Consider the following 13950-nt stretch of genomic DNA (forward strand, 5'->3'; position numbering starts at 1 on the left):
TTAGAGCAGCCCGCAGCTGGCGAGCACGCCGCGAATAGCTTCGACGTTCTCACCTTCGAGGGCCTTGACGGGCCGCGGCATCTGGTTAGAGGCGATAACCCCCAGTTCCTTCATGGCCGCCTTGAAAGCGCCCACGCCAGCGGCGAAGCCCTGCACGCCCTTGGGCACCATGACGATGCGCATGAGATGGGCAAGCTCGTCCTGCAATTCAGCAACGCGCTTCCAGTCCCCGGCCTGCGCGGCATCCCACTGCTCCACGTAGGGGCGCGGTGCCACATTGGCCAGGCCCGGAACGGATCCATCCGCCCCGCCCATGTAGGCGCCATCCACAACCACTTCGTGGCCCGTGAGGATATTGAGAGGGTTACCGGCGGCCTTGTTCTCCTCCAGCAGGAAGCGGAAGTTAACGTCGTCGCCAGAAGAATCCTTAACACCGGTCAGCACGCCTTCGCGCCCCAACCGCATGAGCAGGTCAATGGAGAGCTTCTTGTGCACGCACACCGGGATGTCGTAGGCGAAAAGCGGCAGGTCCACGGCATCGCGGATGTAGCGGAAGTTCGCTTCAATTTCCGCTTCCCCACCCAGCGCGTAGAAGGGCGCAGTTGCGACGATGCCGTCCACCCCGATGGCCTGGGCATCGCGCGCGTGCTCAATCATGCGCTCGGTTTGCATATCGATAATGCCGGCGAGCACCGGAACACGCCCGTTAGCGACTTCCACCGCGGTTTCGAGGATTTCACGACGCCGCGCATCGGTGCTGAACACCACTTCGGAGGTTGAGCCGAGCACGAACAGGCCGTGCACTCCGGCGTCGAGCATCCGGTTGAGCGAGCGTGCGAAAGACTCCTTATCGAGTTCGCGTTCTTCGGTCAGCGGCGTGACTGTCGGGGGGATAACGCCGCGGAAACGAGGATCTGACATGGGACTATGCCTCCAATTTCGGGTGAAGCAGCGAGGGCGCCGCTGCCAATAGGGTTCTCGTGTAGTCATTTTGCGGATTGTGGAGCACGTCCTTGGCGTCTCCCCATTCCACGATCTCTCCGTGATTCATCACCGCGATCTTGTCCGATACGTAACGCACCGTCTGAATATCGTGGGTGATGAAAACCATCGCCAGCCCCAGATCCCGCTTGAGATCGGTGAGCAGGTTGAGGATCTGGGCGCGCACGGACACGTCCAAGGCTGAGGTGGGTTCGTCCGCGATGATCGCGTCCGGGCCCACGGCCAGCGCACGGGCAATAGCCACGCGCTGACGCTGTCCACCGGAGAGCTGCCCGGGCAGCGCGTCAAGCGCCGATTGGGGCAAGCCCACCATGCCGATAAGGTCTTCCACGCGGCCGTAGCGTTCCTCGCGAGTGCCGATCTTGTGGACCGTCATCGGGTCGAGGAGCTGGTCACGTACGGTCATACGCGAGTTAAGCGCCGTGGCCGGATCCTGGAACACCACCGAGACCACGCGGCCGATATGGCGACGCTGGGCAGCGGTACGTTTCGTGACTTCTTCACCCTTGAAAAATACCTTGCCGCCGGTGGGGGACTGGAGTCCGCACATCACGTTCGCCGTCGTCGACTTACCGGAACCGGATTCGCCAACGAGGCCGATGGTCTGGCCGGGCATCAGGGAGAGGTTGACGCCGCGCACGGCGCGCACCTTATTCGGATTGAAGATGGAGCCGGTACGGGTGCGGAAGGTGACGTCAACGTCGCGCAACTCGATAATCGGCACATCGGAAAGGGTAGGCCGGTCCGCTACGGACGCACCGGCAGCGTGACGAGCTTCGGTATCCAGAGTTGTCATGATCTTTCCTCCTTCGTCACTTCTGGGCATCCGGGCCGGCTGCGCCATCGGCGGCTTCGCCAGCAGTGTAAGCTGCGGCGCCGGTAGCGGTCTCGGCAGCGCTGGACGCGCGCAGCGATTCCTTGGGCACCAGGTTGGTGGTGGCCGGGTCCGGAGCGTCGGGCTGGGCGGCGTAGAAGTGCCACGTCTCGCCCACACGTTTCATAATCGGGCGGGTGTCCAGGCCCACCGTCGGATGCGAGGACCGCGGGGCGAAACGATCGCCCTTCGGGAAGTCGCGCGGCGAGGGAACCGTGCCGGGCACCTGGTGGAGCCGGCCGGCGCCCGCTTCGATGGAGAGCACCGAGCCGAGCAGACCGCGAGTGTATTCGTGGTGCGGGTCGGTGAGCAGTTCCTTCGTGGATGCCTGCTCCACAACCTGACCGGCGTACATGACGGTGATCGAGTGCGCCACTTCGGCAACGAGCGCCAAATCGTGGGACACGAAGACCATCGCGAAGCCGAGTTCCTTGCGCAGGCGGTTGAGAAGCTCCACCACCTGGGCCTGAACCGTCACGTCAAGCGCGGTGGTCGGTTCGTCCGCGATCACCAGCTTCGGGTCACGGGTGAGCGCCATGGCGATAAGCACGCGCTGGCGCTGGCCACCGGAAAGTTCGTGCGGGTAGGACTCCAGGGTCCGCTTGGGATCCAGGTCCACCAGCTCGAGGAGCTCTTCGGCGGTGCGGGTGCCCCCGCGGCTGGTCAGCTGCTTCATCTGTGCCTTGATGAGCATGGAGGGGTTGAGGGAGGACAGTGCGTCCTGGTAGATCATCGCGATCTCATGCCCGCGCAGCTCGTTGTGCTGCTTGGGGGTGAGCTCGAGGAGGTTCTGCCCGTTGAACATAATCTCACCGCTAATATCGGCGGACTTATCGAGCAGGCCCATAATCGCCAGGGAGGTAATGGACTTACCGCACCCGGATTCACCCACGAGACCCATCGTCTCACCGGCGCGCACATTGAAGGACACATGGTCTACCACATTGACATCGCCGTGGCGCGGGAACTTGATGCACAGGTCGCGCACTTCGATAACCGGGGCCTCCTGCGAGGTGGGTTCGAAGCGGTCGGTACGCCGTTCTTCTGCTTGGCGCAGTTCCTCCAGACGCTGGACCAGCGCATCGTGCTGGGCGGCGTAAGCGGCCACCGGATCCACGAGGAGGCGGTCCTCTTCACGCTTGGCGTTCGCGTCCACGTTATCGGGAACAGCCGCGGCCTTGGGGGCCGCCACCATGGCGTCCGTGAGACCTTCGGAGAGGATGTTGAGGCAGAGCACCGTAATCATAATGGCCAGGCCCGGGAAGAGCGCCTGCCACCACCGGCCCAGGAGCACGCCGCCGCGAGCGTCGGCGAGGATATTACCCCAGGTGGGAGTGGGCTCGGCGATGCCGGCCTGGATGAAGGACAGCGAGGCTTCGAAAACAATAGCGTCGGCCACGAGCACGGTGGTGAACACCATGACCGGGGCGATACAGTTGCGCGCCACGTGCTTGATGAGGATCCAGGGAGCCCGCGCGCCGGAAACGATGACCGCGCGCACGTAATCTTCACCGTATTCGCTCATAACATTCGCGCGCACCACGCGGGTGATCTGCGGAATGTAGAGGAAGCCGATCGCCATGATGATGACGGGCAGGGTATTGCCGAATACCGAGACGAACACCGCGGCCAGCGCGATGCCGGGGAAGGACATGATGATGTCCATGCAGCGCATGATCACTTCGGAGATCCACTTGCGGGAGACCGCCGCCAGCGCACCGAAGATCGCACCGAAGAAGAGCGCGAAAGCGGTAGCGGCGAAGCCGATAACCAGCGAGTAGCGGGCACCGTAGATCATACGGGAGAGAATGTCACGGCCCTTTTCGTCAGTACCGAAGAGGAAATCACCATTCGGTGCCTGGCGGGCAACTTCAATTGCCTGCGGGTCGTGCGGAGAAATAAGGGGTGCGAAAACGGCCGCGAGGGCAATGAGCACCAGAACGACGACGCACAGCTGGGCGCCGCGGGTCATATTGCGGAAACGCTTGAACCGGACACCGGGGCGTTCCATCTTTTCCGTGAGTTTACGCCTCATGATTAGACCTCCCGGATACGCGGGTTGATCAGCACGTAAAGCATGTCAACCACAATATTGACGACGATGAAGGCCAAGGCCACCACGAGGACCACGCCCTGCACCAGGAGGGGGTAGTTCTGCTGGACGCCTTCGAGGATAGCCATACCCATGCCGCGCATGTTGAAGATAACTTCAATAACCACAGCGCCACCCATGAGGTAGCCGATACGTAGACCGAGCACGGTCACCGGGGAGATAAGGGCATTGCGCAGCACGTTGCGGGAAACCACCACGCGCTTGGGGATACCTGCACCGATAGCGGTACGCACGTAGTCCTTATCGAGTTCCTCCACCATCGAGGTACGAATAACACGGGTGAGGGAACCGGCCACCGGGACACCCAGGGCGATAGCGGGCAGCGCCATGCGCGCCAACCAACCGGCCGGGTCTTCACTGAAAGCCGGGAGCGCGCCGGATGCCGGAAGCAGAGGCATATTGACGGAGAACGCCAGGATCATAAGAACGGCCAGCCAGAAGGAAGGCGTTGCGATGAAAGCGATGGAGAAGACGCGGATGATCTTGTCGGGCCACTTGTCGCGGTAGAGCGCGGCAATGACACCGAAGACGAAAGCGAGAATAACGGCGATAATAAGGCCGAGGAAGGTCAACTGCATGGTGATGGGGAAGGCCTCACCCACGCGCTCGGCCACCGAAGCTTGGTTGGCGCCGTACGTGCCCAGGTCGCCCTGCACGAAGTTGACGAGGAAGTTCCAGAACTGAGCGAGCCAGGGATCATTGAGTCCCATGGCCTGACGGTAGGCTTCCAAAGCTTCTTCAGATGCACCTTCACCGAGGGCCGAATAGGCCGGATCGATCTTAGAGAAGGACATCAGGAAGAAGACGAGGAAGGCAACGCCCAGAACCATGATCGGAAGCACCAACAGGCGGCGCCCGATGAGTCTGAGAAGGTTGTTCACTGCAATATCTCCTCGGGGCTGCGGCGCCCCGCGTTGACTATTTGAGGGAGTATTTGGGCAAAGCTCGGGCCGGGGGTGGGGTTTACACCACCCCCGGCCCTCGCATTACCGTGTGTTCTTTGAACCAGCGCCGCGCGTGTCGTCAGCGCTGAGTCACGCGATTATTTACTTTCCAGCCGCGGCGCCAGCGTTGATGAAATCAAGGCCGGTCGTCGAGATCGGGGAGAAGTTGGTGACCTTGTCCGGGTAGTACGCGGTCAGCATCTGACGGTGGAAGAGCGGGTAGAGCGGAACTTCTTCGGATACCAGATCGAAGGCCTTGTTCCATTCCTGCTGCTGGGCGTCGCCTTCAAGGGTGACAGCCTTATCCATGTACTGGTGCAGTTCCTTGAACTTCTCGGAGCCACCCCACTGGGTGCGCTTCTTGGTCCAGGTGTTATCGCCGTACCACCAGCTGAGCAGGAGGTCGGGGTCCTGACCGAAGACCGAGGGATCGCCGGGGGCGAGAGCAACATCGAAGGTCGGGTTATCGACGTCCAGGTTATTGGCGTAGAGCGCCGAGGAAGCCTGGGATTCGATGGTCGCGTTGATACCAACGGCAGCCAGATCGTTCTTGATCTGCGGAGCCAGTGCGGTGATCCACGGGTGATCGGTGGTCAGCAGCTTGATGTCGAGGTTCTCAACACCGGCCTCCTTGAGCAGTTCCTTGGCCTTCTCAGGGTTGTACTTGTAGACCGTGGAAGCTTCGTGGAAGTTCGGATGGCTCTCCGGGAGGAAGGACTTGGCGGCCTTCGCATTACCCGAGAGCGCGTTGGAGATCAGCTTCTCAGTATCAACAGCGTAGAAGAATGCCTGGCGCACCTTGTTGTTATCAAGCGGAGCCTTCTTGGTGTTGAAGAGCAGGAAGGGCAGGTTGAAGCCCTGAACCGCGTCAATCACACCGCCGGCACCCTTGATAAGAGCTTCGGCATCGGCCGGGGCCGCTTCGATAACATCCACGGTGCCCTGCTGGAAGGCGGTGGTACGAGCGGTATCGTCCTTGAGGATCTCCCACTGCATCGCTTCCGCGGTGGCCGGGAACTGCCCGTTGTAGTTCTCATTCGGGGAGAACTTGATGTGGGCGCTGGTGATCTCATCGTACTTCCACGGACCGGTACCCATGGGCTTCGAGGTCAGCTCATCATCGCTCATCGAAGCCGGAACGATCTTGACGAGGGCCAGACGTTCCTTAACCAGCGAGAAGGGATGCTTCAGGTTGATGGTGACAGTCTTGTCATCCTTCTTCTGCACGTTGTCAATGAAGCTGAGCATCGGCAGGTAAATATTGCCCTCAGCGGTGGACCGCTCGAAGGACTTGACCACGTCATCCGTGGTCACCGGGGTGCCGTCCGAGAACTTCGCGCCGTCACGCAGCGAAACTTCGTACTGGGTATCGGTCACCTTGGTGGGCGCATCTTCCTTGGCCAGAGCGCGGTAGGGCTTGTAGTCGTGGTAATCCAGTTCGTACAGACCCTCCACCACGTGCATATTCGCGCCGGTTGCCAGCGCGGACGAGGTAGACGAAGGATGGTAGTTATTGGATTCATAGGCGGCTGCCGCGCGAATGGTGCCACCCTTTGCCGGCTGTCCCGAGGGAACTGCGGCCTTCTCGGGTGCATCTCCACCGCTCTTGCCGGTGTCAGATCCACCGCCACCGCAGCCGGACAGCGCCAGCACACCAGCGGCCAGCACGGCCGTGGCCTTGGCGCCCCACTTCATGCGTGTCATTGAAGTGTCCTCTCCTTTGAGTTCTTCCGGAAATTCACTGCCGAATTTCCGCTATTTTTTCGCGTGCGACAACCATCTTTAGCGTCGCGTACCTATGACTCTAGATTGTCTGACAACTTTGTGCAAGCCCGGTATCTGGCTTGTGAGTAAACTGTGACCAATTTGTGATGAACCTGGAAAGCGGGACGTCCGGCGGCTGGGTGCACCCCGCGCGGCGGCGGCCGCGCGGGCGTCGTCGTACCACGCCGAAACCACCTCGAAACTGCCCCGAACGGAATGAAAGTGCGCGAAAACGAGCGTAACGTGACCCTTTTCAATATTTCTGCGCGCATCTTTTGAAAACATCCGTTTTCCGATACCTTAGGTGTCATGATGCCCGACGACGCGCAGTCACATGCCACGCAGGGCGCTATGCGGGCCACCGGCGGCCACACCGGTTCCGGCTCGGATCGCGCCGATTTGGTCATGGACGCTTTGAAACAACGAATTATTGAAGAACGCCTACAACCCGGCGCGAAGCTCCCCACCGAAGCGGAGCTGTGCCGGGAACTCGGGGTGTCACGTTCCTCGGTGCGCGAGGCCCTGTCCAAGCTGGCGGCGCTAGATATCGTTACCTCGCAGCGCGGGAAGGGCACCCAGGTGGCGAATATGTCCCTCTCCCCGCTGGTGGAATCTTTGCTGCTGCGCTCCTCCGCGCGGGCCGGCGCCGGTACGGGCGCGGTGGAAAGCGTGGCCCAGCTGCGCGAATATCTGGACCTGGGGATGGCGGAAGGCGTGGTGCGGGCACTGTCGGGCACCCATCACGATAACCTGCACGACATCGTGGCGCGGATGACCGAAAAAGCACTGCGCGGGGAAAATTTCCAGCACGAAGATATTGAGTTCCACATTGCGATGACGTCCGCGCTCGATAACGAGGTCGCGTTAGAGATGGTCACGGCACTGTGGGTGGTGCACTCTATTGCGCTGCGCGATTTAGACGACGACGTTGACGAACTCCTCCTCGAAACCGCTCAGGCACATAAACGTATTATTCAGGCCGCCGAAGATGGTGATATTTTCGCGTATCGCGGGGCAGTCATTGACCACTACCGGCCCCTCAATATGATTATTGACCGCCATGAAGCAGTTCAGCAGCACGCGAATTCCGGGGGTTCCGGGGGTAGCGCGGAAAGCACGCTCGGGGATTGCGGGGATCCGGAAGCGCCGCCGGCAGCGCTTACCGCTCAGGCCGCTGCCCAGCAGCGGGAGGCTGAGCGGGCCGAGCGGGCCGAGCGGGCTGCGGATATTGCCGCGCGGGCGCAGCGAGCCGCCTCCTTTGCCGATATTGCAGATCCAACGTCGCGGGTTTCCGGGGTGTTGTGAGGCGGGATGCGCATCTTGTCCACGGCTCCCAAAGCTGGCTAGAACATACATAATCGTTCAGCCCGCCTCGACTTCGGTCGAGAGTGGGCTGGATCTCTGTTTGCGGCCAGTAGCCCGAGTGCCCTCCGCCCGCACGCTTTTTATCCTTCAGTTCCAAACTAAAAATTATGGCGTGAGCCAGAATCATTGTTTCGGCATTCCCATCCCGATAGGCTTGTAGCGGAGCCCCGGTGGAGCGCTATCTGGCCATGTCAGATATTCTTACCGGGGCATTGGACTTCTTTGCGGAGCTACGTGCTGACTGCGCTGCGCCGTCGTACCGAAGCGCGGGGAAATAGACCCGCCACGGCCGCGACATCCACCAAAACAACGTTCCACAGCATGACCACAACGTCGTTCTGCATGCCCGAAACGCTGTTTTATGCGGCCGGAACGCTGTTCCACTAGGCAGTGTTGTCTGACAATACTTTCCAAGCGCGGAGTTGCTGTGCTATTTTCGTTGTTGTCTGACAATAGCGTCAGACGAGACGATGATGTCTGCCAGAAAGGTAACAGCACAATGTCAACTCCTCGCGCCCGGCGTGGGTGGAGTGCATTCGTGGCACTGTCAGCCACGGTTGCTCTCACGGTCACGCCGTTGACAGCGTGGGCCAGCCCGGGGGAAACGCCCCCGCAGCCCGAACCTCAGGCAGCGGAAGTCCTCGAGACTGCGCAGCCGCCGGCCCTCACTGCTGACGAATTAGAATCAGGCACGTCAAGCGCTCTCGCCGCGGAGAGCACGCCAGAAAACAGCGAAACGGCAACCGAACCTACTAACAGAGCCGCCGAAAGCACCGCAGCTTCGGAGGCGGAAAATACCGCGAACGCCGCGAACTACATGTCGCTCACCCTTGAACGAACCGATGACAACGGGAATGAGCTCCGCATCGGCCAAAAGATGACGTTCAAGATTTCCTACACAAATCTTTCGCAGCGCGCGATTACCGCGTTCCCCTTTAAGTCGAATCTCAAGGGCGTCCTGCCTCCCACGGCTCCAAATTGCCGCTGGGCGAACCTCAAAGCAGGTGACACCAAGGGCTGCACAACGGCCACTTACACCGTAACCGCGGAGGATGCCGCCAAGGGCACCTTCACCCCCTTCGTGGAATTCCGCGCCACCAAGGATCGCAACGGCACCCAGGTCCTCCAGGAAGGTATCCGCCAGGAACTGGCGCCGGTGACCCTCATTAATGAGCAGGCTCCGAAGGATCCGGACCCGGCCACCATCCCCACCGAGCGTGGGGATATGGAGACCGTGCGCCTGGCACGCGCGGGCGATAAGGAAGACTACTGCTACCGTATTCCGGCTCTCACACAGGCGAATAACGGTTGGATCTTGGCCGCGTACGACGGCCGCCCCGGATCCTGCATGGACTCCCCCAACCCCAACCACATCACCCTGCGTATCTCCAAGGACAACGGAAAATCCTGGACTGAGCCGAAGGAAGTCCTCCAGGGCAAGGGCACCCTTTACAGCCGCGATAAGTACGGGTATTCCGATCCGTCCTTCGTGGTGAACGAAGAAACCGGCCGTATTTTCCTCTTCTCCGTCTTCTCCTATGACAAGCGTTTCCAGGATTCGCGCCCCGGAACGGATCCCAATGATCGCAATGTGCTGCACGCACAGGTGGTCTACTCGGATGACAATGGCGAGACCTGGTCCCAGCCGCGCATCATCACGGATGACATCACCTTCGATAAGAATATTCGCTCCCGCTTCGCCGCTTCCGGCGCTGGTATCCAGCTTAAGTACGGCGAGCACAAGGGCCGCCTGGTTCAGCAGTTCACGATGACCATGCCGAATAACCGCGGTTACGCGGCGGTTTCCGTGTACTCGGATAACAACGGCGAGACCTGGACCCCGGGCCAGCCTGTTTACGGCGGCATGGACGAAAACAAGGTCGTGGAGCTGTCCGACGGCACTCTCATGCTCAACTCTCGTTCCTCGGATAATGTGTGGGCCCGCAAGATTGCGTATTCCACGGACGGCGGGGCGACTTACAGCCCCATGCAAATCGATTGGCAGCTGCCTGATCCGCATAACAACGCCTCGATTATCCGCGCCTTCCCGAACGCGCCGCAGGGCAGCGATAAGGCGAAGATTCTGCTTTACTCCTCGTCCTCCGCAGACGGGCGACACAACGGCCTCATCCGCGTTTCTTATGACGACGGCGAAAGCTGGTCGGTGGGCAAGCTCTTCAAGAAGGGCGCTATGGCCTACTCCACGATGTGGGCGATGAAAGATGGCCGCTACGGCATCTTCTTCGAGGGCGATAACAATGACATGCTCTACGCCCACTTTGGCTTCGATTGGCTGAACTCGGTACCGCTCTCCACCACCCCCGAGCGCGTGGTGGTCAACCGCGGTGAAGCGAAGGTGAAGATCAACGTATCTAATCTTGGTAGCACCGCCATCGAAAATCCGGTTATGGCGCCGCTGTGGCTGCCGCGCGGTTGGTCCGCTGAGCAGGTACAGATCGGAAAACTGGAGGCCGGCGAAACCCGTACGGTCTCTATTCCGGTCACCATCGGTAATGATGCTGTCGCGTACGACGACGATATCGGGCTTGACTTCGTTGTGAATGTGGAAGGCAAGGTCGGGGTGAACGCCAGCGCGATTGCCCGGCTGGAGGAACGCGAAGGGGAAACCCCCGCACCCCAGCAGTACATGACCGTGGACTTCGAGCGCACCGATGACGGTGGAGAACCGCTGCGCATCGGCCAGGAACTGACCTTCCGTGTCTCCTACACGAATACCTCAGATCGCACGATCACGGCTTTCCCCTACCAGTCCAACCTCAACCGCTTCCTGACCACCGGCACCCCGAATTGCCGCTGGGGTAATCTGGCGGCCGGAGATACCAAGGGCTGCAATACCATCACCTACAAGGTGACCGCCGAAGATGCCAAGCGTGGCACCTTCACCCCCTACGTGGTCTTCCGCGCCACGGAGGATCGCGATGGCACGCGGGTGCTTCAGGATAATATCCGCGCCGAGCTGCCCGCCATCAAGGTAATCAACGAGGAGATTGGTAAGCGGCCCGACCCGGCCACCATCCCCACCGAACGTGGGGATATGGAAACCGTGCGCCTCGCGCGTGCCGGGGATAAGGACAACTACTGCTACCGCATTCCGGCCCTCGCCCAAGCGAATAACGGCTGGATCCTCGCGGCTTATGACGGCCGCCCGGATTCCTGCATGGACTCCCCCAACCCGAATCACATCACTCTCCGTATCTCCAAGGACAACGGAAAGTCGTGGACGGCACCGGAGGAAATCCTCCAGGGCAAGGGACATATCCGCGACGCCGATAAGTACGGCTTCTCGGATCCTTCCTTCGTGGTCAACGAAGAAACCGGGCGTATTTTCCTCTTCTCGGTGTTCTCCTACGATGTGCGTTTCCAGGATTCCCAGCCGGGCACCGATCCGGATAACCGGCGGGCCCTGCACGCGCAGGTGGTTTACTCCGATGACAACGGCCAGACCTGGTCGAAGCCGCGTCTCATCACCAAGGACATCACCTTCGATGAGAATATTCGCTCCCGCTTCGCGGCCTCCGGCGCTGGTATCCAGCTCAAGTACGGCCCGCATAAGGGCCGCCTCATCCAGCAGTTCACGATGACCATGCCGAACGGCAAGGGCTACGCCGCCGTCTCCGTCTACTCGGATGACAACGGCGCCACCTGGACCCCCGGCCAGCCGGTCTACGGGAACATGGACGAGAACAAGGTCGTGGAGCTTTCCGACGGCACCGTCATGCTCAACTCGCGGTCCTCGGACGGCATCATGGCCCGCAAGATCGCCTTCTCGAAGGACGGCGGCCAGACCTACACCCCGATGCAGGTTGAATGGCAGCTGCCCGACCCGCGCAATAACGCCTCGATTATCCGCGCGTTCCCGAACGCTCCGGAAGGCAGCGCGCAGGCGAAGATTTTGCTGTACTCCTCGTCGTCCGCGACCTCGCGTTCGAACGGCCTCGTGCGTATTTCGTACGACGACGGACGCACGTGGTCAGTTGGTAAGCAGTTCAAGCAAGGTGCTATGTCGTACTCCACGATGTGGGCCATGGATGATGGCCGGTACGGCATCTTCTACGAGGGCGATAACAACGACATGCTCTACGCGCATTTCACCCTGGATTGGCTGAACTCCCTGCCTGTTTCCGCGGTACCCGCGGAGAACGCCAAGGTGTATCGCGGTAAGTCCACGATTCCGCTATCGGTGACGAATATGGGCAGCGAGGATCTCGCTGGTGTGGTGGCCACCCCCGGTGAGCTGCCCGCCGGGTGGGAAGCCGAAGCTGTGGAGCTGGGCACCCTCAAGGCCGGGGAAACCCGCATCGTGCAGGTGCCGGTAACCATTGGCGCGAAGGTACTGGCCGGTTCGGGTGATCAAACCATCCCGTTCCGCATTACTTCCGGTGACAAGGTGGCGGCCAATGGCTTCGCCGAGGTCACCCTCATCAATCGCAAGTGCGAATCGCGGCCGGTCTACGTGCCGGGCGTGAAGCTCGCGAATGAAGTGGCAGCAGAAACTACCCGCGAGGATAACGGCACCGATAACCTCTTCGATGGCGATCTCAATACCATCTGGCACAGCCCGTGGAGCTCCACGATCAAGCTGCCGTTGGATATTGATCTGGCACTGCCCCAGGCCGAGAATATCGGCCGGGTGGATGTGCACCCGCGCAGCTTCGGCGGGGATAACGGCCGCATCCGCTCCGCGGAACTGTGGGCCGGTAAGGACGCTGAGAGCGCGGTGAAGATTGCCGAAGGCACCTTCGAGAATTCGCCGGAGCCGGCAACCTTCTTCGTGGACACTAAGGACACCAAGTTCCTGCGCCTGCGCATTACCGGCACCTACGGGCGCACCGCCGATTCCCTGGCCTCCGCCGCAGAAATCGCGGTGTACAAGATGACCGAGGTTTCCGATACCTGCGTGGAGCCGAGCCCCGAACCCGAGCCGACTCCGGGCACCGATCCCACGCCGGGCACTCCCGATCCGAGCCCCAAGCCGGATCCGACGCCCGATAAACCGGCACCTTCGCCAGAACCGACTCCGGGCACTGACCCGACGCCGGGCACTCCGGACCCGAGCCCCACTCCCAGCCCGGAACCGACACCGGAGCCAAGCGAACCCGCGGTTCCCGAATCGCACGGTAACGCCAACTACCTCTCGAACTCGTGGACATCCACAGTTGCTGACCTCGTCTTCTCCTATGGGCGTGCCGGCGACGAAGTCCTCGTGGGCGATTGGACCGGTGACGGCCGCAAGTCCGTTGCTGTGCGCCGCGGCAACCAGTTCTTCGTGAAGAACTCCCTGGGCGGCGGCAACGCCGACACCGTATTCTCGTACGGCAAGGCCGGCGATAAGGTTGTGGTGGGTGACTGGGATGGCGACGGCAAGGCCACCTTCGCGGTTATTCGCGGCAATAAGGTGTTCGTGAAGAACTCGCTGACCAGCGGCAATGCCGATAGCGTCATCGCTTACGGCAAGGCCAGCGATACCCTCATCTCCGGTGACTGGGATGGCGACGGCATCGCGACCTTCGCGGCGGTACGCGGCAACCAGTTCTTCGTGAAGAACTCCCTGGAATCCGGAAATGCGGACGCTGTCTTCAGCTTCGGCCGCGTGGGCGATGAGGTCATCGTGGGTGACTGGGATGGCGACGGCGTGGACACCGTTGGGGTGCGCCGCGGCAACATCATCTACACCGCCGATGCGCAGGGCAATACCGTGATGAGCGTCGCCTACGGCAAGCCCGGCGATCAGCTCCTCATTGGTGACTGGGATGGCGATGGCATCGACACGCCTGGCGTGCGGCGCTAAGCGCTCCCCATCTCGCTGAAAAAAGCACCTCGCGCTGAGAAGCACCTCGCGGCGCGATAAGCGAGATACAAACGGGGCC

At 61.1% G+C, this 13950-nt stretch carries 7 protein-coding genes; 2 read left to right on the forward strand and 5 right to left on the reverse strand.

Annotated elements, in window-relative coordinates; genetic code table 11:
- The 5 genes from HMPREF9237_RS01590 to HMPREF9237_RS01610 form a co-directional block, all read right to left on the reverse strand.
- Positions 1–921 carry a dihydrodipicolinate synthase family protein gene (locus tag HMPREF9237_RS01590; RefSeq protein WP_016441969.1) on the reverse strand — a complete coding sequence of 307 codons (921 nt, stop codon included), beginning with the start codon at positions 919–921 and terminating at the stop codon, positions 1–3.
- A gap of 4 nt (positions 922–925) precedes the next feature.
- Positions 926–1798 carry an ABC transporter ATP-binding protein gene (locus HMPREF9237_RS01595; RefSeq protein ID WP_016441970.1) on the reverse strand — a complete coding sequence of 291 codons (873 nt, stop codon included), beginning with the start codon at positions 1796–1798 and terminating at the stop codon, positions 926–928.
- 16 nt (positions 1799–1814) lie between these two features.
- Positions 1815–3911, reverse strand: a complete 2097-nt coding sequence (locus HMPREF9237_RS01600; protein ID WP_016441971.1) for a dipeptide/oligopeptide/nickel ABC transporter permease/ATP-binding protein — start codon at positions 3909–3911, stop codon at positions 1815–1817.
- Between the two features lie 2 nt (positions 3912–3913).
- On the reverse strand, positions 3914–4870 hold the full coding sequence (locus tag HMPREF9237_RS01605) for an ABC transporter permease (protein WP_016441972.1): 957 nt from the start codon (positions 4868–4870) through the stop codon (positions 3914–3916).
- 165 nt (positions 4871–5035) lie between these two features.
- Positions 5036–6637, reverse strand: a complete 1602-nt coding sequence (locus HMPREF9237_RS01610; protein ID WP_016441973.1) for an ABC transporter substrate-binding protein — start codon at positions 6635–6637, stop codon at positions 5036–5038.
- Positions 6638–7006: 369 nt separating this feature from the next.
- Between HMPREF9237_RS01610 and HMPREF9237_RS01615 the strand changes: the two genes are divergently transcribed.
- Positions 7007–8002 carry a FadR/GntR family transcriptional regulator gene (locus HMPREF9237_RS01615; RefSeq protein WP_081637271.1) on the forward strand — a complete coding sequence of 332 codons (996 nt, stop codon included), beginning with the start codon at positions 7007–7009 and terminating at the stop codon, positions 8000–8002.
- Between the two features lie 559 nt (positions 8003–8561).
- Positions 8562–13871 (forward strand): exo-alpha-sialidase, encoded by a 5310-nt coding sequence (locus HMPREF9237_RS08765; RefSeq protein WP_196800220.1) that lies wholly within the window; start codon positions 8562–8564, stop codon positions 13869–13871.
- Positions 13872–13950 lie beyond the last annotated feature (79 nt).

This window comes from Actinotignum schaalii FB123-CNA-2 (assembly GCF_000411135.1).
GTDB lineage: Bacteria > Actinomycetota > Actinomycetes > Actinomycetales > Actinomycetaceae > Actinotignum > Actinotignum schaalii_A.